Genomic DNA, 21,694 nt, shown 5'->3' with positions numbered 1-21,694 from the left:
AATGGGAATTCGGTGGCTGACTTTTCCACGATACCGTCATCCATACCGTCGACCCGAAGGCTCTATCCTGCGGCCCTTTTCTCCGTTAGCGCTTGCCGATGAACGCCGCCAGTGCCGCCGTGGCCGCGTGGCCCGAGATGCGCCCGCGCGCGACACCATCGTCGAGCGCTGCCGCGATCTGCTGAGGCGACCAGCTGCGGGCGGCCGCACGCTGCGCCACCGGGGAAGCCGCGGTCGACTTTGCCATGACCGCTACAGGCGATTTTTTGGATTTTGGGCTACCTACCCCTTGACCACCGCCCGATCGCTGCGCCGTCGAGCCGCTGGCGGTCGCGCTGCGCCGAACCTTGTGGTCGGTGGTGTGCGGCGACGGCGTCTTGCCGTCGGCGCTTGCTTGGCGGACCTTCTCGTCATCATCGACATCGTCGTCGCCCGCATCGACGCCCGCGGCCTGGCGGGCTTTAAGTAGCTGTCGCGCCTGCTGGTCCTTGCGCTCCAGGTGCGCCGGGATCGCTGCCAGCATCTGGCACAGCACCGCATCGCCGCGGTGCTCGGTGCCGTACTCGGCGTCGAGCGCCATGGCCTTGGCTAGGGTCTGGTTCAATGTGATGTGCGCCATGGTCAGCCGCCGCACTCGATTTTCTCGAGCAACTCGACCGCTTCGGATCCAGTGAGCTTGCCCAGGCGCACCATGTGGTCGACGGTCGCGCGCTGCTGCTCTCGGCTCAATCCGGACATCGATGCGATCGGCGTCTTGCCGTCGTCGTCGAGCCCGAGCGCCTTCAGGCCGGCCACGGCCGTGGTGCCGCTCAGGCGGCCAGAGGCCACCGCGTCGCTGATGGCACCCTTGATGAGTTCGCCAAGCGGCTGACCGCTGACGTGCGTGTTCTTGGCGCCATCGCGCGCCTGCCGCATGACGTCGGCCTTGATGAGCAGCTTCTGCTTGGGCGCGTCTGCGGCTTTCAGCTCAGCCAGCAACCTCTCGAATTCACTTGCCATGTTGGCTCCTTGGAAGAAAAGGCCGACGCGGTGAGTGAGGCCGCGCCGGCAAACCTCGGTCAGGTCTTACGTGGGCCCGAGGGGGGAGTAACTTGTTCGCGCCGCTCGGTCAGAGCCGCGGCCATCACCGCTATGACCGCCGCTGCGCGCAGAGGATTCGTCGACGCCTCGACCAGATGCGCAACGTCCTCTGGTGTGGCACCCAGTTGCACCAGATCGCGCTCAATGGCCTGGCGCACGCGGCTCGCAGTGCTCGGCCGGCCCTGCGGGTTACCGCTGGTGCCCGGCGCGAAACGCCCACCAAGGTGACGACTCGCGGTGGTCATACCCACTTGCCGGTAGAAACATCGCGCACGCCCTGGCTCGCGACATAGATGGAGCCCAGATTTCGCTGGCCAAAACCAAAGGCGGTCTCGCGGATTTTCCGAGCCCCAGCGACGAGCGCGTCTTCGATCACACGCTGGCGGGCAACGAGGCCACGCAGAATCGCATCGTTTTGCACGCGCGCAAGCCGCGCTTCTGCATCGGCCACGCGCTGCAGCGCAGCTGGATCGGGCTTCATCGCCGAGAGCCTCTGCTGCGCGTCGGCAATGAGTCCGTCGAGGCCATCGGCGTCCTGGTTGAGCACGTGCAATTCGGCGGCATCACCCGCGCGCTCGACGCCCCGAAGCCGGCGGGCCTTGATTGCCTCCACCGCGCTACGTTTGGCCGCGGCGCGACCGCGCAGCTCTTCGATCTTGGCCTCGACACGCTGACGATCGGGCAGCCCGCGCTCCAGCTCGTGCCGCACCCGTGCGAAGGCCACGGCAGCGGAAGCAACCTCTGGGTCCGCATCGAGCGCAGGGGCTTCGACACCATCGGGCAGCTCGACTTGCTCCACTGCGGCGGTGACAGCCTCCTTGGCCTGTGCCGCGGCAGACGCTGCGGCTTCGTTGGCCTTCGCAGCCTCGGCCGCATGACGCTCGCGTTCGGCGGCTTGCAGGGCATCCTGGTGCTCGCTCAGCGCTGCGCGCGCTGCGTCGAGCGCGGCGCGTGCATCGGTGGTGTCGCCGCCTTCAGCCAGCACGTCGGCCAGATGATCCGATGCGAGCTGAATTGCAGATTGAAGGTCAATGAGTGTTGGTGTGGTCACGGGTAAGTTCCTCAAGGGGTGAAGTCAAAAACCAGAACAGGGCCAGCCAGCGGCCACCCTGGAACTCTGCAAAGGCCTGAACGGCAGCGTCGAACGCATCCTGCGTCTCGGTGGTGTCGCCGCCGGCAAGGACAACGCGCAGGTTTGCATCCGCGGCACGATCGGCCTCTGCCTGAAGGCGCAGTGCCTGCACGAGCTCATGACGGAGGTCGCCGTGCTGCGCGATCAGGCTGCGCGCTGGCTCGAACGAGGCGAAGTGCCGGGCTTGGGCATCGAGGTTGGTCATGCCCTCAATGTGCCGTCACGACGCCTGTTTGCGCCAATAACAGGTGCGAAAACGGCCAGCGCAGCCAGGCTGCCTCACATCCCCGACGGCTGAGGCGCAGAGAGGCGCACGTTGACACGTTGATCGGGCCCTTGCCGACGACCGTCTGCATACTCGTGCTTGACGGTGATCTCCGCCTGGCCTGCGACGTTGACGCGCTGATCGCTGGACCGCGCGCCGGCGCCCGTGTCGGGAATCGGAGTGCCTGCCATCCGCTCGCGGTTCTGCTCGATGGCCGGCACGTAGCCAGACGTCTCTGCGTTGCCCCATTTCGAACGATCCCAACCGCTGTTGTAAGCGCGCAGAGCGTCGGGGACATTGCCGAACTTCCCTACGTTCTCGCGCATGAGCTCCCGGTGCATCAGGACCGCGTCCGAGGGGTCATCTGGGTCGAGCTTGCGGCCGAACCGCTTCTCGAGCGAGCGCAGGGTCGAGGGCATGATCTGCGCCAGCCCCATAGCGCCGGCCCGGCTCCGGGCGGTCGGGTTGAAGGCGCTCTCTTGCTGGATCTGCGCCGCCGATGTGCCAGGCTTCGCGCCGATGAGCTGATCAGTCTTCGCGAGCTCTGCGAGCAAGCTGCTGTCGCCAGCCAAAGCGTTGCCGCGGGTTGCGCCAGCGGATGGCAGATTGACCGAGCCGCGGCCCGCTCCTGCCGCACCATCCGTCGAGACCTTCTCCAACCCCTTTCGACGCGCAGCCTCCTCCTCGGCGAGGGCCTTGATGTTGGCGGACAGGCCCTCCGTTTCTTTCTTGATCGCAGCCTCGCGATCCTGCTGGAGTTGGAGAACGCGCCTACGGCTTTCCTCCTCCTGTCTCGCGAGTTGGTCCGACAGCGCCTGCACGCGAGCCTGTCCAGCGACCCGCTTCTCTGGATCAGCGTAGTCGCGGCGCAGGTCAGCCAGCGCGGCGTCACGCTGTGCGCGGATGGAGCCGGGCTTGCCGGCCTCCTCGGCGATCTTCTTCTCGAATTCGCCCTTGATCTGCCCCTTCCGATCGTCGGAGTCGGCCGTCATCATGGCCTCCTGAATCTGCCGGCTGCTCATCGCTCCCTTGCCGCCGGCGAGGAACATGATGCCGGCGCGCATGGCCTCTGCCGCCGGCACCAGCCTGTCGGCCAGCGTGCTCTTGATGTTCTCCAACGCTGCCTTGCTGTCCTTCGCAATCGACCCCTGCGTCTGCTCCTGCCCTTCGGTCGCGGCCTGGCGCATGCGCTTGTCCTTCTCGCCGTCGCTCAGCGACCCATCGCCCTCGATCTGCGCCATGCGTGAGATGCCGGTGGCGTTCACGTCCTTGACGTCGATGCCCAGCCGATCAAGGCGCCGACCCATGCCGCCGAGCTGCGCGGGGTTCGCGGTGGAGATCGCCATCGCCTGGCTGTTCGTGATGCCGTAGAGGTTCGACATCGCGTTCGCCATGAGCTTGCGCGCGTTGGCCGAGCCGCCGTAGGTCTTCTCGAAATGCTTCTGGATGGCCTCGAAGTTCGTGGTGTCGGAGTTGGCTGCATCCGGCGTCGACAGGCCGTATTTCCCTGCGTAGCGCCCGTACGTCGAGCCCGCACCGAAGGTGCCGCGCCCGGTGCCGAACAGGCCTTGCTCGCGCAGCAGCGTCACATCCATCGGGTTCATGCCGCGGCCGCCGAGCGCCGAGAAAAGGAAGTTCTGGCCGGCTTCGCCCGCACTACCACCGCCTGCGATCGAAGAGTTCATGCGCGAGAGGAGCGCGGCCGAGCTCGCCACGTCCATGCCAGGAATCTTGCTGCCAACCATGCCGGCGAGCATCGAGGTGTAGCCCTCGACGTTGGCCGAGTTCATGCCCGTGCGGGTCTGCGATGCCGCGAAGCCCGCGATCGCCTCCAGCACCTCGTCGGCCTTGGCAAAAGAGCTCGACTTCGCGATGCCTTCGCCGATCAACAGTGCCACGCGGCGTGCCTGCTGGTCGCTGTTGGTCACGCCCATCATGCGCATCGTGCCGAAAGCACCAATCGCCTGAGATTGGTCGACGCCGAACGAGCGGCCGAAGTTGCCAGCCGTGGCGACCTCCTCGCCGACGCCGCGCCAGTTCTTGTTCGAGATGCCGGCGGTCTTGATGTATTGGGCTACAAGGTCTTGACCTTCATCGAAGGTCACACCCATCTGGCCGGAAGCACCACGAATCGACGTCTTGAGCGCCTGGAAACCCACGCCGGTGTCACCGAGCTGACGCTTGATGCGGTCGTGCCGGATGTTCTCTGCCTCTACGGCGCCTACTTTCTCGACCACAGCACCGACCGCCTTCGATATGGCCAGGGCCGCCAGGCCGCCGCCGAGCCCAGCGAGACCCGCCATCCATCCGCCGGACATCCCCGCGCCAAGGGCGTTGTTCACGACGCCGCCGGGCGGCCCCATGGCGTTGAGGCCCGCGGCGACGATGCGGCGGCCTTGGCCACCACCACCGCTATTTCCGCCGCCGCCACCGCCGCCTGTTGGTGGCTTGCCGCCGGCGCCGCCACCACCCTGCATCGCGCCGAACTGCGTACCAGAGACGTACTCGAACGCCTTCTGCATCTGCCGATGCCGGGCGTGCTGGTCGGGGTAGAGCTTTGACCAGTCGACCTGGAGAAAGCCGGCGTCCTTTTGCCCGGTCGCGCCGAGGCGTTTGTTCAGGTCGCCGGAGACCTTGCGCAGCGAATCGAATTGCGCCTGCACCTTGCGCATGTCATCGAGCGTCGCCTTGCTGATCGGCTGGAACTTGACCTTGTTGGCCTGCGCGATGGTGGCGCCGAGGCGGTTGAATTCCTGCGTGAACTGCTGGATCGCCTGGGTGACGTCGCCCTTGTCGAACTCCGCCTCGATGGGGATCTTCACGCCGCTCATCGCGCGCCCCCCCGCTTCTTGGCAACAGGCGGGGGGCCATGGCGCAGGCGGTGCTCCCCGGCGTTGACCGCGGCCATGGCATCGTCGAAGCGGCGCTCCAGGCGGGCCTGCTTGCGGGCGCTCAGTGCTGCGGGCGGGTCGATCACTTCTTGCGTCGACGAGGGAGGGTTAGGAATTTTGGTTGCCATCCCCGAAGGGTGGCGTCACGACCTGTTTTTGTGCAGAACAGGCGCAGTCGCCGTCGCGCCGGATCAGGAATCGCAGAGCGGCGCGGAGTTCATCGGCCTGACGATGGCTACACGAGTGCGGGCGCGAGTGATCGCAACGCGAAGCAGCCGCCGGCTCTGCGGAAACGGTGCCTTCTCGTTCCGATCGTCGAAGAAGAAAGACTTGAACGCTCCCTCGACTAGGATCACCCCGTCGAACTCCTTCCCTTTCGACTTGTGAATGTTCATCACGAGCAGACCTTGGGGCTCCAGTTCCGCCGATATGAGGCGCTCCTGATCAAGCACCTTCTTCACCAGCACCGTCGCACCAGCGTAACCACCGGTGGCGACCCAGGATTCCGCAAGGCCCTGGCCCAACGCGTCCGTCGCGCGGAACAGTCGGACAAGTCGAACCTGGCGCTGAATCTCGACAAGTGCTGGCGTCTGCCCGAGCACCCGGCTCGCCGCGCGCCAGTCAGCGACTGGATCGCCCACCAGTGACACGCCAACCTCGACCGCGGCGACGACCTCCTTGGCCTTCTTTGTCTTCAGCTTGCCACCGGTCGACACAGCAACTGCTGCTTCGCCGAATTGGCGCGCAAGGTCCTTTGCCGACTGGGTGCCATCGGTAGCCGCCTTCAGCCGGTAGTAGGCTGAGACGAGCCGCAAGGTCTGCGCCTGGGCTTCCCCGACTTCTTTGCGAGGCCATTCCAGCACCGAGGCGAGCACCACAGCAGCGGCAGCCGAAAGCTCGGGGTCCCAAACCACCTCATGCGCAACCGGCTTGAGGGTCTTGGTCTTGTAGGTGTGCTCCTGACCCAGCAGAGCGGAGATGTCCGAAACGAGCGGGTTGCTGCGCGTCAGCACCGCGATCGTCGGCCTTTCGACCTTGGCCTTCGCCAACTGACTGAACATCCAGATCACCGCAGCATGCACCGTGGACTCGAACCCCCGTGGCGGGTAGCTGTGCTGACTGACCTCTGCGCAGGGTGACGGAAGGCTGGTGTTCTTCATCACCGCGTCGGCGAACGCGAGAATTCCGCCGTTGGGGCTGCGATGATTGTCGCCGGACAGATCAACGACCTTCGGCTTTAAGAACGCCTGCGCCTTCGTCAATCGCAGCGGATCCACCCTCGGGTCATACTGAAAAATGCTTTGGTCAGGGTCCGCGAGACAGAAGATCGTCGTCACGTGCGACAGGGCCGCAACGATGCGCCATTGGTCGTCGTCGGTGTCTTGGAATTCGTCGACAATGATCAAGGGGTACTTGCTGCCTAGCAACGTGCGCACCGCAGCACAGCCCTCGACGATGTCAGCCATCGCCCCGGCAAACTGGTCGAACGCGAATATTCCTTCGACCTTGGCGCGCCGCGCCAGTTCTTCAGACCAGTCGCCATCGAACTCGGCCTTCTCGATCCGCTCGAGGTCTGGATAAGCGATCCGCGCCTGAAGCCCGTTGAGCAGACGCCCATGGGATCGAAGCCCTTCCAGGCAGAACGAGTGATAGGTCTGGACCTCGATCACGCGGCGCTCATCGTGGTTCAGGATCAGCTTGCAGCGAGTCATGACCTGCCGGACCGCTGCGCGCGAAAAGCTCAGAAAGAGAATTTCCTGGCCGGCTGTCAGCTTGGCAATGACCTGCTTCGCCTTGAGCAGAGAAATAGTCGTCTTCCCCGACCCAGGGCCGCCTGTCACCAGCAGGTGTCCCGGCTCCGCGAGGATATCGAGCCGCTTCTGGTCCAGATCGATCTTCAGGACAGGACTCCGAACAAATCCTCATCTTCCTTCGGCGCCGGCGGCTTCATCGCGGCATCGATCTCCATCAGCACCTTCTTGATCGTCGCGGGAAGCTCGTCGCCCGACTGGCATTGCCTGATGAACAGAGCGGTGTAGCCGTACGCGTCGCCCTTGCGCGCCTTGAGGACTTCGAGCGCCAACGCGCGTGCCGTGGCATCGTCATCGATCATGGCGTCATACACACCGCAGTGACTTGGATAGTCATCACGCGTGCTCGCCGCCTCAAGAAACCGATGATGGACTTTCGGGGCGGTCTCCGAAACAAGGAGGACCTCGATGCCTTTGGTTGGCGACTGCCAATGAGCGACATAGTCGCCGAGCTTCGTTGTCATCTCCGGGGTGTGCGATTTGTTGGGCTTGTCGTAGAAGGCAAACGCAGGCTTGCTGAGTGCCTTGAAGACCGGGCCGTACTTTGGCACCGCGCTCTCGCTGTCGGCATCGAAGAGGGTTATGCCCGCGAAATCGAGGTGCATGTAAACATCGGCACCCAACGACCGTTCCAAGATCGTTGAAGCCTCCGGGAACAGCGCAACCTCCGAAGCCCCCTCCACGACAAGCACGCCACGGCCAAGGATCGCCTCTGCGAATTGCCGACGTTCGGTCTTGAAACTCTTCGTCTTGAAGTCCCCCAGATCGATGGGCGCACCTTCGAGCACGCCGTTCGGCTGACGGGAAAGGATCACGATGTCCTGCGGCTCGAACTGCTCGATCACATAGGGCGAATGCGAGGTGACGATCGCCTGCCCCATCTCGCTGAGCACGAAACGACTGACCCGCCTCTGCGTGTGAGGCGGCAGGGCAATCTCCGGCTCCTCCATCGCAAAAATGACCGACTGCTTCTCCTTCAGTTCAGCGATCACCGTCAGCATGGCGAACACCAACAGGTTGATCGAGCCGGTCCCAAGCCGCGCGAACGGCACGCTGTGGCCTACAGGTTCGGCGGCGATAAACAACCGCACGACCTCGCGCAAATTCTCCCGCGTGAGATCTGAGGCGAAAAAGGCGGTCGCCGCGTCGCCAGGTGTCAGGGAGACGAAGCGCGCCATGCGCTCCCTGATGTCGGTGCGGATTTGCTTAAGCTGCGGTACTTCTCCGATCGGCGGTGCCATCCCCTGCAGCCGGTCGAGCGTGTCTTGCCACATGTCCGCCAGCCCCGTTCCTCCGAGACGCAACACTGTGTCAAGCAACGATCCACGCTGAAGACTCAGCGCCCGCGAACCGGTGCGCAGGGTACGCAAGAAGACGAAGCCGCAAAGCCGCTTGTGCTCCCGACCAAACAGCCTGCGGCCAGCGCCCAACGCCAGCTCGGCCGCTTCATCATCCTCGATGGGCTCGATGGGATGGTCGAAAAAGGTGTTGCCGACGAAATCGTCCTCCGCCTTGTCATATCGGCCGATGAACACGATGGGGAGAGCCCATCGCTTCTGCGCTCCATCGCCGTCTGCCGGTCCGCCAGCGCCCTGATCCGCGAAATCGCGGGTGACGTCATCCCACCGCCGAAGATGACGGTGAAATCGAAGCTCGGCCTCCTGCGGAAGATCAGTCAGCACCGCCTCGACGCGAACCTCGATTGGCTCCTTCTGATCGTCGAGATAGCGGCCGCAATGAAAGTCGTGTTCGTCGATGACCGGCCGTCGATAGAGCCGTTCCGGCCCCAGCACGAGGTCGAGGGCCTCGCAAACCGTCGATTTGCCGACGTTGTTTCCGCCGACCAGAAGTGTGTGCCCCGCTAAGTGGACAACACCATGAGCCACACCTCGGAAGTTCGAGATGGTCAGACGCTTTACTTTCACCTTGCGACGCCCCCCAGTGGAGCCAGTGTAGCCCCCTGGCGCTGGCACCGTATCCGGGAAGACACCATCAACACCATACCCACCGTCGACCAATCCACCACCGGCTGCGACTGCTCGGCTGGTGAACTCTGGACAGCCAGCGACGGAGACGCGAGAGCTGATGCAGAAGCTGAACTATGCGTCCGCCCACCTCGAGAACAGCGCGTCGGTCGCATGGCCGAGCTCGAAGGATCGATTCGTGCTGCCGACCAGCCCGTCGTCGAAGGCTTCGATCGCCAGCAGCAGAAGCTCCCGCGAGGTCTGGGACGACACCGCGCTACTCGGCGCGACCAGCCCGCCGGCACCCTGCACGACATAGAGCGCGGCCTCGCGGATCTTTACTAAGTCGCCGGCATGCCCCCGCTCCATGAGCTCGCGCATGCGGTCCTCACCGATGGCGGCCTGCAGGCGGCTTCCCATTGCGACGGTTGGACCCAACGCCAACTTGTGCTTCTCGGCATGCCCGTAGAGGGGATCCTTGCGGCGCGCGACCGGCGCCGTTGACCGCCGGAACGATCCGACATGCACCTTGGCCGTCTCCTCGATCGCGGTGATCGAAAGGAAGGCCGCCGTCGCGTGAGAGCCAGCCTCAAGCAACAAAGAAGCGTCGGTGAGCAGCTGGACGATGTGCTCGCACGCTGCGTTGAATTCCCCGGCTGAGGCGCAGAGTCGTTGGCCCACGACCGCGGCGGCCTCCACGGATGCCCACCAGTCGTCGGAAAAATCTGCCATTGGAAGTGCCTGCTTTGGTGGTGTGGATCGCCTGAGATCTCTGGCTTATCGTACGCAATGGACGGGCTCGGCGCTAGGTATGGCGAGCCAAGCTCCTGAAACGGATGCGCGCCACCCCTCACGTAGCCCGTCGATTGGAGAGGCCCAGGCGGCCATACGGATGCCGTTGACATCGACGACACCGGCCCGTCGCAAGAAGCAAGCCACTACAGCGGGGTGGTCCAATAGGCCTCCGGCGTCGAGGCTGGAAGATCCAACACAACTATTCCGCCAAGGTCGTCGACAACATTTCATAGACCGACCGTTGCTGTGTAAAGCCAGTGTTGACGAACATGATGCGGCACTGCCTCGCGCCAAACGATACGTCTTACGCAACCCACTCTGTTGATAACGACTCGGCCTGCCTGAGCACTGTCTCCGTCGCCTCCTCTTGCCGATCCGGCGGGTATTTGTAGCGACGAAGCAGCGTCCTAACCATTACACGCAGCTTGGCGCGCACGGAGTCGCGCACTGCCCAATCCACGGTGACAGATTTGCGCAGGCTCAGCGTCAGCTCCACCGCAATTTTTTTAAGAGTCGCATCCCCAAGGTCACGTACCGCGGCCTCGTTGGTCGCCAGTGCATCGTAGAAGGCCATCTCATCCCGGTTGAGGCCCAACTCCTCGCCGCGGCGCGCCGCCTCCTGGAACTTCTTGGCCATCTCGATGAGCTCTTCGATGACCTGCGCGGTTTCGACCGCGCGGTTGCGATACCGGGTCAGGCTCTGCTGCAGCAGCTCCGAGAACTTGGCCTGCTGCACCACATTGGTCTTGAAGCGCGACTTGATGTCGTCCTTCAGCAGCCGCTCCAGCAGTTCCACCGCCAGGTTGCGCTCTTTCATGTGGCGCACGTCCTCGAGGAATTCATCGGACAGCACGCCGATATTTGGCTTGTTCAACCCTGCCGCCTTGAAGATGTCGATGACCTCGGCGCTGATGACCGCCTTGGAAATGATTTGCCGCAGCGCGTGTTCCTTTTGGTGGTCGCTGAGCTTCTTGTCCTTGGTTTCGTGTTTGGTGATGGCCGATTTCACTGCCTGCAGGAAAGCCAGCTCATCGCGGTGGACCAACGCCCCAGGTAACGTGCCGCATAGCGCGAAGGCCTTGGTCGCGGACAGCACGTTGTCGGCGAAGCGGCGTTTGCCGTCGTCCATGCCGAGCACATGATTGGCGACCGTCGGCAGTAGCCGCCAGGCCTGGGCGCGGAAGTCCGCGTAGTCGCAGCCGTCCAATAGGTCGTGCAGCACGTCCATCTTCTCCTCCAGCACCGCCAGTGCTTCCGCGCTGTCGATGGTGGGCCGGCCCTTGCCCTTGGCCTGGGTGTAGTCCTTCAACGCGGCTTTCAGTTCGTTGGCGATGCCGATGTAGTCGACCACCAGGCCGCCAGGCTTGCTGCCGAAGACCCGGTTCACCCGCGCAATAGCCTGCATCAGGTTGTGGCCCTTCATCGGCTTGTCGATGTACATGGTGTGCATGCACGGCGCGTCGAAGCCCGTCAGCCACATGTCGCGCACGATGACGAGCTTGAACGGGTCGGCGGGGTCCTTGTAGCGGCGCTCCATCCGCTTCTTCACGTCCTTGCTGTAAATGTGCGGTCGCAGCAGTGGCTTGTCGGAGGCCGAGCCTGTCATCACAATCTTGACGGCGCCCCTTTCCGGGTCGGGGTCGTGCCACTCGGGCCGCAGCGCGACGATGGCGTCGTAGAGGTGCACGCAGATGTCGCGGCTCATCGCTACGACCATCGTCTTGCCGTCCATCACCGTCTGCCGACTCTCGAAATGCTCGACGATGTCGTCGGCAACCTTCTGGATGCGCGGCGGTGCGCCGACGAGCTTCTCCAGTGCGGCCCAGCGGCGCATCTGCGCAGCGCGGGCGGCATCGTCCTCCTCGTCCTCGGTCAGCTCTTCGACCTCGTCATCGAGTTCGGGCGTCTCTTCTTCTCGCAGCTCCAATTTCGCCAGGCGCGACTCATAGTAGATGGGCACGGTGGCGCCATCCTTGACGGCCTGCTCGACGTCGTAGATGTGCACATAGTCGCCGAACACGGCGCGGGTGTCGCGGTCTTCCAGCGAGACCGGCGTGCCGGTAAACGCCACGAAGGTCGCGCCGGGCAACGCGTCGCGCAGATGTTGGGCATACCCGTACTTCACTCCGGATGGCCCAGGCGCTCCCGTCGTCAACGCCGTGGCCATCGCGATGTCGGATGCGTCCTCCGCGATAACGTGGGTGGCGCCGGCCTTGCTCTTCTTCTCGCCACCCGTTAGCCGGGCGGAAAAGCCATACTGACTGCGGTGCGCCTCGTCGCAAACAACGACGATGTTGGTGCGCCCCGAGAGCACCGGGAAGCTGTCCTCATCCTCTCCAGGGCTGAACTTCTGGATGGTGGTGAAAATGATGCCGCCAGAGGGCCGGTTGGCGAGCAGTTCGCGCAGCTTGGGGCGCGTGACGGCCTGCACCGGCGTCTCCCGCAGCAGCTCCGCCGCACCGGCGAACACACCGAAGAGCTGGTTGTCCAGGTCGTTGCGGTCGGTCACCACCAGCAGAGTGGGATTCCCCATCCCCGGGTGGCTCATCAGCTTGCCGGCCAGGCAGGTCATCTCGATGCTTTTGCCGGCGCCCTGGGTGTGCCAGACCACACCGCCCTTGCGGGAGCCGCCGGGTCGGGAGGCGACGAGTACGCTTTCGACGACCGTGCGCACGGCATGGAACTGGTGATAGCCTGCCACCTTCTTGACCAACTGGCCCTCGTCCTCGAACAGGATGAAGTGCTGCAGATAGTCCAGCAGGAGCCGGCGCTCGAAGGTGCCGTGAACCAGCGTCTCCAGTTCACGCATTTCGCCCAACGGGTCGGTGGTCACGCCGTCGATGGTGCGCCAGGCCATGAAGCGCTCGCGGTCGGCGGTCAACGAGCCTAGGCGGGCCGAGATGCCGTCGGAGATGACCAGCAGCGCGTTGTAGGCGAACAGGTCCGGGATGTCATGCTTGTAGTTCTCCAACTGGTTGTGGGCCGACCAGATGTCGGCGTTCTCGTCGCCGGGGTTCTTCAGTTCCAGCAGCACCAGCGGCAGACCATTCACGAACAACAGAACATCGGGCCGGCAGATGCGCTTGGGGCCCTGGACAGAGAATTGATTGACCACCAGCCAGTCATTGCGTGCCGGATCGTTGAAGTCGATGAGCTTGACCCGGTCGCCGCGGGTTTCGCCGTTCTTCTGAAACTCAACGGGTACACCGTCCACCAGCCAGCGGTAGACCTGCCGGTTGACCGCGACGAAGCCGGGAATGTTGGGCGCTAGCACACGGCGCACCGCGTCGTCCTGGGCGCCGGGCGGGATGTGCGGGTTCAGCCGTTGGATGGCGGCACGCAGACGGTGCGCGAGCACGACCTGGCGGTAGCTGTCGCGCTCGGTGCCCGGGGTCTTGCTGTCAGGAGGAGAGATGGCGGGACCGTGGGCGGTGTCCCACCCGAGGGTGGCCAGCCACTGCAGCGTGGCCTGTTCCAGGTGGTCTTCCAGAAGAATGGACACGCGGCTCCTCCTTATTCTTATGAGTTGTTCTCTTTAGGTCAGCGCCTTGACCAAAGGTCGGAAGACGGTGGACATCCGCAGCGCCGCGTCTTCTAGCCAGGCGAAATAGGCCGGCCATTGCGACTCGTCCTCCAGCGGCGAATCCGGGCGAATGTGGAGAATGCGACAGGCATGACCGTCTGGCAGCTCGTTCCACTGCAGCTTGACCTTCAGGGCCTCCTCGATACTGGTCTGCTGCGCCTGCAACTGCTTGAACATCGACTTTGAGTTGGCGTGGCCGATATAGACCTCCATGCCCAAGCGGCTCTCTTTGGAGTTCACGGTCGCCGCCAAGTGCAGGCCCGCACGCCCGAGTGCCATGTTGGTCCAATGTTGGGGCAGCGGCTTCTGTGTCCGCAGCGTCGAGCTTTTCGCCTGCAGCCAGGCCGCCCATTCCGTCCAGAACTTCAATTGCCGCTGCTTGGTCGGCGTAGTAGTGGTGGCGGCCTTGGCGCTTTCGCGGCTGGTCTTGGTCCAGTCGTTGGGCTTGACCACCACGTTGAAGCTGGGCGCCATGGGCGAATCGCCGATGCGCCAGAGCTCGACCTCGACCGCGAAGAAGTTCAACTCCTCGGTCGTGTGCTGGTTAAGGAAGTCCAGTGCAGCCACGTGCTCGGCGCGGAAGGACTCGGCCAGCCAAATGACCTTGCGGGCGCCGACTCCAGCGGCGTAGGTGAGGATTTGGCCGAGATGGGAGTGGTTGGTCTTCTCCAACTGGTTCTCGATGATGACCTGCCCCTCGTCGTCCGAGCACAGGACATCGAGTTTGAAGTCGCCGACCCAATGCTCCGTGCCGACCAGTTCCAGCTCGACCAAGCCGAGTGTCTTCGCCAGCAGGTCCAGATTGTCTTCAAGGGCCAGCCAAGGTGTGAACTCGGTCGCTTCGTGCTTCCAGGCCTCGCGCAAGTTGATGCGTTGCAGTTTTCCGAGAGGAGTGGTCATGCCAGAGCGTCTTCGATTTGTTCTTGGGCCTCGGGCAAGTGGAGCTTGCCCGAGATGAGGCGAGGCAGGAGGGTGTCGCGGGTGTCCGCCAGTGTCTGGGCACGCACTGCATTCGCCCCTATCGACTGCATCAGCGGTTCAGTGATGGACTCGAATTTCGCTAGCACTGTTTGCGGGGGAAGCACGCAAGGCGTTGCGACCACTATTTCAGGCCGAACGGCGGGGTACGCACCACCATCTGCCAAAGCGGCGAGCCGCTCGATGTTCTCATCACGCGTGGCACAGAGATAAGTGAAGGTCGTCGCTTCTGGCTCTCTTGGCGAGAGCACTGCGAAACCTGTGCTGCCGGTCAGGCCGGCTTCTGCTTCCGAAATGAATCCGAAAGAGCGGTTGCCCGGACGCACCGTGCCGACGAGCGTGTCGCCTGCTCTCAGTCCGCGCCGAGCCCGACTCGGCGCAGCTCCGAACGTAAAGCGTTGAATTGCGTCGAAAACGTTTGACTTTACGCCAGCGAGGTCAACGTAGGCAATCTCAGAAGGTGCTCGCTTCGCGGTCCAAGACCGAGCGTTGAGGTCCGCGACGTCGGCGAGAGTTCCAGCCCGCCATCCCTTCGGAATCAACCTCAGCGTCGATTCCTCGAACTCGTCGGGAAATAGCACCGCGGTGGCGACATCCATGCCTTCCGGCTCGCGGCCCTCGGCCTTGGCGCGCACCGGGTTGAAGTCGATGAACCAGCTCTTGAACAGGGCTTGGGCGATGGATTCGAGGGTGGTGTTGGTTTGGCGCAGGAGGTCGATGCGGTCGTCGAGAAGTTGCAGAAACTCTGCGCATGTGCGCTGCGTCTCGATAGGAGGGAGCGGGATCTGAAGCTCAGCCAAGTCGCTGCCAGCTATACCCGACACTGCTACCTGCCGCAGGATTGTTCGCATCAACTCGCGGCCCTGAGGCGAGGCGAAGAAGTAAAACAGGTAGTCGCTATCGGCTCGACGCGGATCCGGTCGAGCACGAATAATTGAGCTCTCAAATGTCGTTGGCTCCGTCACATTCTTTACGATGCTGCACTTGCCGGCGCCTTCGGCCACCAACGAGCGACGAGCGAACAAGAGGTCACCCTGAGCGAGGCCTGACCTGCGCAACTCTGGCTCCGTTAACGCAAGCCTTTTCATTGGCACATCTCGCAAGCGTGGGTGACCAAAGAGCTCACCCATGTTCACTACCTTCACTCCCCGACCATGGTGTTCCTTTGACTTATAGACTCCGTTTCTCAACGGCTCCATCAAAAGAGCGCCGAAGCGTTCGAGACTGATATCGCTAGACGGCATAGCCCAGCGCTCCTAGCCTTTTCTGAATCGCGGCGTCCAACTCCACCCCCTTGGCCATCTGCTCGACAAACTGCGCAGTCAGCCGCTCCATTCTCTCGTTGAAAGCTTCGTCGTCGTCCTCAGCTTCCTCGGCGCCCACGTAACGCCCTGGCGCTAGCGCATGGGCATGCTCGGCGATCGTGGCCAACTTCAGGGCTCGGCAGAAGCCAGGCACATCGACATAGGGCTCGGCGGCACCTTCCTCACCATCGGCGCGCCAACGGTGCACCGTGGTCGCGATGTGCGCGACGTCCGCGTCATCAAACACCCGAACCACCCGGGTAGCCATCCGACCGAGCTTGCGCGCGTCTATAAACAGCACTTCTCCGCGACGGTCGCGCCCAGCATTGGCGCCAGCAACCGCGGCGCCACTCTTATCCTTGGCGAGAAACCAGAGACATGCGGGGATCTGGGTGTTGAAAAAGAGCTGTGGCGGTAGTGCCACCATCACATCCACGACATCGGCCTCGATCATCGCCTTGCGGATAACGCCCTCGTTGTTCTGGTTGGAGCTCATGCTGCCATTGGCCAGCACTACGCCGGCCTGTCCGCGAGGGCTCAGGTGATGCAGGATGTGCTGCAGCCAAGCGTAGTTGGCATTGGCGGCGGGCGGCGTGCCGTGGACCCATCGTCGGTCGTCAGCAAGTCGCTCGCCGCCCCAATCGCTGATATTGAAGGGCGGATTGGCCAGCACATAGTCGGCGCGCAGGTCGGGGTGCTGATCCCGATGGAAGGTGTCTGCCGGCTCTTTGCCCAGGTCGGCCGCAAAGCCCCGAATGGCTAGGTTCATGGCCACCAGGCGCCAGGTGGTCGGATTGGCCTCCTGACCATAGATGCTGATGTCGTCGGCCTTACCGCCATGCGCCTTGATGAACTTCTCGCTCTGCACAAACATGCCGCCCGAGCCGCAGGCGGGGTCGTAGACGCGGCCTTGGTGCGGGGCCAGCACCTCGACCAGTACCTTCACCACCGAAGCCGGCGTGTAGAACTGCCCCCCCTTCTTGCCCTCTGCGCTGGCAAACTGGCCCAGAAAATATTCGTAGACTTCGCCAAGCAGATCTTTGGCGTGATGACCCTCACCGAAGCCGATTGTCGACACTAGGTCAACTAGTTCGCCCAGGCGGCCCGGTTCTAGCTGTGTACGGCCGAAGCGCTTGTCGAGGATGCCTTTCAAACGCGGGTTTTCGGCCTCGATGGCCTCGAGCGCGGCATCGATGCGGACGCCAATGTCAGCCTGCTTGGCTTGGGCGCGGATCGCCTCCCAGCGTGCGGAGGCTGGCACCCAGAAGACGTTGGCCATGGTGAAATAGTCGCGCTCCTCCAGTGCGGCGGCATGGTCCACCGCGTCGGGCAGGTAAAGGTCCCCGCCCTCTTCCGCGAATGCAACCTGAAGTTGGGCTCGGCGCTCGTCGAAAGCGTCGGAGATGTATTTCAGGAAGATGAGACCGAGGACGATGTGCTTGTACTCGGCGGCGTCCATGCTGGAGCGCAGCTTGTCAGCAGTTGCCCATAGGGTTTTCTTGAGATCTTGATTCATTCACCTACGCCGTAGCTGCGCACCGTCATCAACCAGTGCTTTGCAGCTATAGCAATGCTCCAGACTAGCAAAAAGATTGCTAATGTATCGCGCGCCCCCACGAAACCGCCGTGTGGTTGCATCTCCTATAAAACAGCGGATGGGCCCGCAGCTGAGCGCCACGGGCTAGAACACCTGCCTTTTGCCATGAACCTGCTCACGCCTTGGCACGACACCTCGGGAGCTGGGAAATGCTACAAATCTTCGATTCGTTCGGCTTGAACTGCCCATCATCCCTACCGGGCCGCCGACAGCTGCCGCGCGAGGCAGTCGACGGCCTAGAGCCGCGCCTCCATCATCAACTCGGCCGCTGTCAGCTCCAAAGCGGCAGCTATACCCAAGATCGACACGATGCCAGGATTCTGCTTGCCGCGCTCGATGGACGACATGTAAGCGCGGTCAATAGCGCTTCGGTGAGCGAGTTCTTCTTGAGAAATTCCGCGCTCGAGACGAGCTCGTCGAATCGCCTCACCCAATGCGACGAGAGACGGGTTATCGGCATGCTTTGGTGATGCGGCTGGCATCCAGCGATCGTCTTTTTATGAAGACGATCAAACCACGGATGATCTTCCACATATAGTCATGATTCCTCTCATATCCTCGACGGAAACTTCGACATGGCCCCTATTGCCCATCCCTGCCTTAGGTCTACGGTCCTCGGCATTGTGCTCGCGCTGTTCGCCCTCACGGGCCAAGCGCAACCCGGGCCTTCCTCGGCAGCAGCGCGTCTCATTGCAGAGGCTGATCGCTTGAACGGCCAGTGCCGCGGCGGCAGCGGTGACTCGCTCAAGACCCAGGAAGCGTGTGCTCGGCGCGAGGCTGTTCACGCTCAGATCGAGCGTGAGGGCTGGTGCTGGGGGCCAAAGGATGCTGCTGGATTCGAGCAGCGCTGGATCCGGTGCATCGGCGACTCGAAGAACACCTACACCGGCACCCCAAGGGAGCCTCGCCGTGTAGGACCGATCGGCTTCCGGTGGCTGGATGATCAGAACGTACCCGGTGTGTTCACGATAGTCACAATCACCAACGAACCGATCGCCGCCAACCAGATCGACCGATCGAGCATCTGCGACGGGAAGTCGGCATTCTGGGGAACCGTCGCGGTTCACTACCGCAGCGATCCGCGCCCAATGACCTACGCGAATGCCTGCTGGATTGTCGACCGAGGTCAGGTCGTGCTGGAGTTGGCCCAATCCTCAGGCGCAGGCAGGAAGGCTGGGCCGTATCGGTTCAACGTTTCTCAGTTCAAGTCGTCCACTGACCCCGATAAGGGCCGCCCACTCACAGTGAACGATCTTCCACAAGCAGACCGCTAGTTGCAACATCGCCAAACTCTAAGGTCTCGCTGTAGACCAGCTCAGGTGCTCGATTGAGCCCGACCTTGATCTCGGCCACGAGCATCGATTCAGCGAGATAGCAGCTGCAGCGCGTCGACTCGCCGCCCTTGACCTAGGGCAACCAAAAGCCATCCACCCCCTACCCGCTCAACTAGGAAAAAACCGTCCAAGGTGGCTGATGGGGCACTCACGCCCGTCGCGAATCTGCGTAGTTCTTCACGCGCTCCAGCGTCGTGGCGGACGCGGTCAATTCGGCGATGGCCGCCGCAAGGATGCCGTGCGCGTCTTCAACCAAATCCTCGGCCTTCGTCACGGCACGGTAGTCCTTCTCGCTCATCCCCTGGCGGAGCGCGAAGAGTCCGCCCTTGCCGCTGTCGATCTCGAACACCGCTTCTGCGATGTCGTCCTGCAAGGACCCAAGCTTGCCGATCGCGCGCTTCAACACCCTCATTGCCTCGGTCACGTCCATCCGCTCCTCCCGTTGAACACGCGTCCACGCTTCGTTGAAAAATCGGCAACCGCCGCGACGGTTGCGCCTACCTCACTTCGACCCGAGGTCACCGAGGCGCCGCAACGCATCCAAGCCTGCCCGGATCACCAGCGCGTCCTCAGCATCGCCGCCCTCGGAGTGCCACCGCAGCCGGCGCTGCCAGAAGTAGCACGAGGCCAACAGGTCGGCCACGGTGGCCGCGCCCATGTCAGCCTCCACCCGCCGCGCGATCGCCGCGAGTTCATCGATGGGCCGCGGGTCACCCTCGGGCCCTGCGATGGTCGCGCACCAGGCCTTGATCGCAGGCCAAGGCGCGCCCGGCGGCGGCAAAGCGGCGCGATCGGCGTCCTCCTCGAATGAGCGCGGGTCGATCATTGGCGCCTCAGGACACCCACTTGCGAAAGTGCTCGAGCAGTTGCCTATTGCCTTCGCTGACGTCGGTGAAATCGAAGAAGGGCAACCCACATTCATCTGCTGCGTCCCGATACTTTTTGCTTCCCTCGATCTGCCCTTGAATCCAAGGGATCGCTTCCGATTGATCCCGCTTCGCCAACCAGTGCTTGGGGCTAGTTCCTTGGTAGGCCTGGATCATCTTGAAGCGATCGGCAGCATTGGCATCGGGGTAGCCGCAGAACACGGCACACATACGGCCACCGGATTTCTGGACCAGTTCTGCTGCCTTATTCGGCCACATCCACCCTCCTTCGACAATCATCGACGCACCAGAGGCAACGAGTTCTGCGACAAAGCTGGCAGAAGCGATCTTGATGACTTGCTCGCGGGTTTCCTCATCACAATGGCCCTTGAGCGCGTTGTAGGTCTTGTCCAGCTCGATGCGTTGGAAATTGTGGTCTGCCGCCATCTGCCTTGTTGCAACAGACTTGCCCGAGGCGCTTGCGCCGCCCACGAAGTAGATCCCTCTCCCAGTGGTCACTGATGTCTCCTCTCTTGATTGATTTGACGAGCGTACCGCGACGGGCTGTCCGCGACTCTCATGTCAACTCCCCTGTGACATTTCGCGTGGCTGGCGACGGCGCGCCGTAACTCACCAGCCTCACGTCGAGGTCGAACGTGCCGATTCCGTAGCTGCGGTCGTTGGCCTTGGAGCGCAAAGTGGAGCCATTCACCTCCGGCTGCGCGCGTGCCTTGTCGTAGGAGTCTTCCTTGAAGGCGGTGAGTCGAGTGAACCAGTCCATTTTTTTCCTGCCGTGAGAAGGCTCGAAGTCAGGCGGCTTGCGCCGCAGACGAGTCCCGCAGGCGCATGATCGTCGCCCGGCTGATGTTGCCTCCACGCGAGGTCTTCACCGCCCGGGCGATGGCGGCCACAGCTTCACCAGCGGCCAGCCGGCGGAGCACCTCGGCCTCTTGGTCGCCGGACAACGCCCGCGGCCGGCCGAGCTGCTTGCCCTCGGCCCGGGCTCGTTCTAGGCCGGCATGGGTGCGCTCGCGCAGCAGATCGAGCTCAAACTCAGCGACCGCGGCGATGACGCCCATAGTCATCCGGCCGGCCGGGCTGGTGAGGTCGACGCCGCCCAGCGCCAGGCAGTGCACTCGCACGCCCATGGCGGCCAACGCCTCGACCGTGGCGCGAACGTCGATCGCGTTGCGGCCAAGCCGGTCCAACCGGCTGACGATCAGTACGTCGCCGGACTCGAGCTTGTTCAGCAGTGCTCGCCAGCGGGGCCTCTCGCTAGCTGCAACGGAGCCGGAGATCGTCTCGGTGATCACCCGGCTGGGCAGCACGGTGAATCCGGCGGCAGCGATCTCGCCGAGCTGGTTGGAGGTGGTCTGGTCGGAGGTGCTCACGCGGCAGTAGCAAAAAATTCGGCTCATGATTTCCCGAGGCGTTCAAAAACGGTGTTCAAATTTTACACACGTCCAAAAGCCGTGTCGTCTACTTTCTCGTCACCCTGCGCAATCCTGTTCAAAACCGACCGTTTGTCGTCAGAGACAGGCGAGGCTTATGGAGTTGAAGTGAGACACGGTGTGACCTGCTGCTAGTAGGCGCGGGCGCTCCAGCGCATGATCGGCGAACAAAATCTCGGCCGCCCGGCGGGTGGCAGTACCTCCGTCGCATGGGTAGCAAATGCACACGCTCTTCGCTTTTTCTCCAGCGGAAAAAGTGCCAACCAACGAAGCTCACGTCGAGCTAATATGTTTTTTCAACTACAAGAAAGCGCATATGAAATGCCTTGTGATCGACGGCCCCGCGCGCGGGCAAAAGCTGGACCTCAACACCAACTCCCTTTCCTACGTCGTGGACCATGCCCACGGCAGTGGGCCAGGGGGCTACCAGCCCCATCGGTACGAGCCGACCGACCTCACCCCGGAGGCGGCGCAGCGCGGCTTCACGATTGCTCTTGCGTACGCAGGCATCGAGCCCGCATAAGGCGAAAGTTGGCTCAGCGGCCAACAGCGCCTCGAGCACGCGCGACGGGCTATCGACGGCCGATGCCGACCTCCTCGCCAACCGGCCAGAGCTGCTGGCCGACGTCGATCTGCGGAGGTA

At 63.1% G+C, this 21,694-nt stretch carries 20 protein-coding genes; 2 read left to right on the top strand and 18 right to left on the bottom strand.

Annotated elements, in window-relative coordinates:
- Positions 1-85 precede the first annotated feature (85 nt).
- The 13 genes from AC07Y4_RS04530 to AC07Y4_RS04470 form a co-directional block, all read right to left on the bottom strand.
- A complete protein-coding gene (locus AC07Y4_RS04530) occupies positions 86-619 on the bottom strand; it encodes a hypothetical protein (RefSeq protein ID WP_495274223.1) in 534 nt (177 codons plus the stop codon).
- A gap of 2 nt (positions 620-621) precedes the next feature.
- Positions 622-999, bottom strand: a complete 378-nt coding sequence (locus AC07Y4_RS04525) for a hypothetical protein (protein ID WP_495274222.1) — start codon at positions 997-999, stop codon at positions 622-624.
- Positions 1,000-1,321: 322 nt separating this feature from the next.
- Positions 1,322-2,131 (bottom strand): hypothetical protein, encoded by an 810-nt coding sequence (locus tag AC07Y4_RS04520; protein WP_495274221.1) that lies wholly within the window; start codon positions 2,129-2,131, stop codon positions 1,322-1,324.
- Positions 2,109-2,417 carry a hypothetical protein gene (locus AC07Y4_RS04515; protein WP_495274220.1) on the bottom strand — a complete coding sequence of 103 codons (309 nt, stop codon included), beginning with the start codon at positions 2,415-2,417 and terminating at the stop codon, positions 2,109-2,111. Before AC07Y4_RS04515 ends, AC07Y4_RS04520 begins: the two co-directional genes overlap by 23 nt.
- A gap of 74 nt (positions 2,418-2,491) precedes the next feature.
- Positions 2,492-5,308, bottom strand: a complete 2,817-nt coding sequence (locus AC07Y4_RS04510) for a lytic transglycosylase domain-containing protein (RefSeq protein ID WP_495274219.1) — start codon at positions 5,306-5,308, stop codon at positions 2,492-2,494.
- 251 nt (positions 5,309-5,559) lie between these two features.
- Complete coding sequence (locus AC07Y4_RS04505; RefSeq protein ID WP_495274225.1) at positions 5,560-7,236, bottom strand: UvrD-helicase domain-containing protein; 1,677 nt, start codon at positions 7,234-7,236, stop codon at positions 5,560-5,562.
- Positions 7,237-7,265: 29 nt separating this feature from the next.
- On the bottom strand, positions 7,266-9,104 hold the full coding sequence (locus AC07Y4_RS04500) for an ATP-dependent nuclease (RefSeq protein ID WP_495274218.1): 1,839 nt from the start codon (positions 9,102-9,104) through the stop codon (positions 7,266-7,268).
- A 174-nt stretch (positions 9,105-9,278) separates the two neighbouring features.
- Positions 9,279-9,875, bottom strand: a complete 597-nt coding sequence (locus tag AC07Y4_RS04495; protein WP_495274217.1) for an AbiV family abortive infection protein — start codon at positions 9,873-9,875, stop codon at positions 9,279-9,281.
- Between the two features lie 367 nt (positions 9,876-10,242).
- Positions 10,243-13,440 (bottom strand): type I restriction endonuclease subunit R, encoded by a 3,198-nt coding sequence (locus AC07Y4_RS04490; RefSeq protein ID WP_495274216.1) that lies wholly within the window; start codon positions 13,438-13,440, stop codon positions 10,243-10,245.
- Positions 13,441-13,473: 33 nt separating this feature from the next.
- Positions 13,474-14,421, bottom strand: a complete 948-nt coding sequence (locus tag AC07Y4_RS04485) for a DUF4268 domain-containing protein (RefSeq protein WP_495274215.1) — start codon at positions 14,419-14,421, stop codon at positions 13,474-13,476.
- Positions 14,418-15,524 carry a restriction endonuclease subunit S gene (locus AC07Y4_RS04480; protein ID WP_495274214.1) on the bottom strand — a complete coding sequence of 369 codons (1,107 nt, stop codon included), beginning with the start codon at positions 15,522-15,524 and terminating at the stop codon, positions 14,418-14,420. The genes AC07Y4_RS04485 and AC07Y4_RS04480 overlap by 4 nt, the downstream gene beginning before the upstream one ends.
- A gap of 208 nt (positions 15,525-15,732) precedes the next feature.
- Positions 15,733-17,319, bottom strand: a complete 1,587-nt coding sequence (locus tag AC07Y4_RS04475; protein ID WP_495274213.1) for a type I restriction-modification system subunit M — start codon at positions 17,317-17,319, stop codon at positions 15,733-15,735.
- Between the two features lie 317 nt (positions 17,320-17,636).
- On the bottom strand, positions 17,637-17,882 hold the full coding sequence (locus tag AC07Y4_RS04470) for a helix-turn-helix domain-containing protein (RefSeq protein WP_495274212.1): 246 nt from the start codon (positions 17,880-17,882) through the stop codon (positions 17,637-17,639).
- 93 nt (positions 17,883-17,975) lie between these two features.
- Between AC07Y4_RS04470 and AC07Y4_RS04465 the strand changes: the two genes are divergently transcribed.
- Positions 17,976-18,674: a hypothetical protein gene (locus AC07Y4_RS04465; RefSeq protein ID WP_495274211.1), complete on the top strand. Its 699-nt coding sequence runs from the start codon at positions 17,976-17,978 to the stop codon at positions 18,672-18,674.
- 208 nt (positions 18,675-18,882) lie between these two features.
- Here the strand turns inward: AC07Y4_RS04465 and AC07Y4_RS04460 are convergent, their stop codons facing one another.
- The 5 genes from AC07Y4_RS04460 to AC07Y4_RS04440 all read right to left on the bottom strand — a co-directional run bounded on the left by AC07Y4_RS04460 (position 18,883) and on the right by AC07Y4_RS04440 (position 21,018).
- The gene (locus AC07Y4_RS04460) at positions 18,883-19,164 is read right to left on the bottom strand and encodes a hypothetical protein (RefSeq protein ID WP_495274210.1); all 282 of its coding nucleotides are present in this window, start codon (positions 19,162-19,164) and stop codon (positions 18,883-18,885) included.
- 72 nt (positions 19,165-19,236) lie between these two features.
- Positions 19,237-19,560, bottom strand: coding sequence for a hypothetical protein (locus AC07Y4_RS04455; protein ID WP_495274209.1), 324 nt, complete (start codon positions 19,558-19,560; stop codon positions 19,237-19,239).
- A gap of 7 nt (positions 19,561-19,567) precedes the next feature.
- Positions 19,568-20,119 (bottom strand): AAA family ATPase, encoded by a 552-nt coding sequence (locus AC07Y4_RS04450; protein WP_495274208.1) that lies wholly within the window; start codon positions 20,117-20,119, stop codon positions 19,568-19,570.
- Between the two features lie 58 nt (positions 20,120-20,177).
- The gene (locus tag AC07Y4_RS04445) at positions 20,178-20,381 is read right to left on the bottom strand and encodes a hypothetical protein (protein ID WP_495274207.1); all 204 of its coding nucleotides are present in this window, start codon (positions 20,379-20,381) and stop codon (positions 20,178-20,180) included.
- A 28-nt stretch (positions 20,382-20,409) separates the two neighbouring features.
- The gene (locus AC07Y4_RS04440; protein WP_495274206.1) at positions 20,410-21,018 is read right to left on the bottom strand and encodes a recombinase family protein; all 609 of its coding nucleotides are present in this window, start codon (positions 21,016-21,018) and stop codon (positions 20,410-20,412) included.
- A 253-nt stretch (positions 21,019-21,271) separates the two neighbouring features.
- Here AC07Y4_RS04440 and AC07Y4_RS04435 point away from each other — a divergent pair, with 253 nt between their 5' ends.
- On the top strand, positions 21,272-21,574 hold the full coding sequence (locus AC07Y4_RS04435; protein WP_495274205.1) for a hypothetical protein: 303 nt from the start codon (positions 21,272-21,274) through the stop codon (positions 21,572-21,574).
- Positions 21,575-21,694: the final 120 nt, after the last annotated feature.

Source organism: Variovorax sp. GW460-12-1-14-LB1, from assembly GCF_059423605.1.
The sequence above is the reverse complement of the archived record's forward strand: the minus strand, read 5'-3'. Positions and strand labels throughout refer to the sequence as shown.

Excerpts from the sequence above, each read along its gene's own strand:
- AC07Y4_RS04530 (WP_495274223.1), bottom strand. The coding sequence starts at position 619 with ATGGCGCACATCACATTGAACCAGACCCTAGCCAAGGCCATGGCGCTC.
- AC07Y4_RS04525 (WP_495274222.1), bottom strand. The coding sequence starts at position 999 with ATGGCAAGTGAATTCGAGAGGTTGCTGGCTGAGCTGAAAGCCGCAGAC.
- AC07Y4_RS04515 (WP_495274220.1), bottom strand. The coding sequence starts at position 2,417 with ATGACCAACCTCGATGCCCAAGCCCGGCACTTCGCCTCGTTCGAGCCA.
- AC07Y4_RS04510 (WP_495274219.1), bottom strand. The coding sequence starts at position 5,308 with ATGAGCGGCGTGAAGATCCCCATCGAGGCGGAGTTCGACAAGGGCGAC.
- AC07Y4_RS04495 (WP_495274217.1), bottom strand. The coding sequence starts at position 9,875 with ATGGCAGATTTTTCCGACGACTGGTGGGCATCCGTGGAGGCCGCCGCG.
- AC07Y4_RS04485 (WP_495274215.1), bottom strand. The coding sequence starts at position 14,421 with ATGACCACTCCTCTCGGAAAACTGCAACGCATCAACTTGCGCGAGGCC.
- AC07Y4_RS04475 (WP_495274213.1), bottom strand. The coding sequence starts at position 17,319 with ATGAATCAAGATCTCAAGAAAACCCTATGGGCAACTGCTGACAAGCTG.
- AC07Y4_RS04470 (WP_495274212.1), bottom strand. The coding sequence starts at position 17,882 with ATGCCAGCCGCATCACCAAAGCATGCCGATAACCCGTCTCTCGTCGCA.
- AC07Y4_RS04465 (WP_495274211.1), top strand. The coding sequence starts at position 17,976 with ATGGCCCCTATTGCCCATCCCTGCCTTAGGTCTACGGTCCTCGGCATT.
- AC07Y4_RS04460 (WP_495274210.1), bottom strand. The coding sequence starts at position 19,164 with ATGGACGTGACCGAGGCAATGAGGGTGTTGAAGCGCGCGATCGGCAAG.
- AC07Y4_RS04455 (WP_495274209.1), bottom strand. The coding sequence starts at position 19,560 with ATGATCGACCCGCGCTCATTCGAGGAGGACGCCGATCGCGCCGCTTTG.
- AC07Y4_RS04445 (WP_495274207.1), bottom strand. The coding sequence starts at position 20,381 with ATGGACTGGTTCACTCGACTCACCGCCTTCAAGGAAGACTCCTACGAC.
- AC07Y4_RS04440 (WP_495274206.1), bottom strand. The coding sequence starts at position 21,018 with ATGAGCCGAATTTTTTGCTACTGCCGCGTGAGCACCTCCGACCAGACC.
- AC07Y4_RS04435 (WP_495274205.1), top strand. The coding sequence starts at position 21,272 with ATGCACACGCTCTTCGCTTTTTCTCCAGCGGAAAAAGTGCCAACCAAC.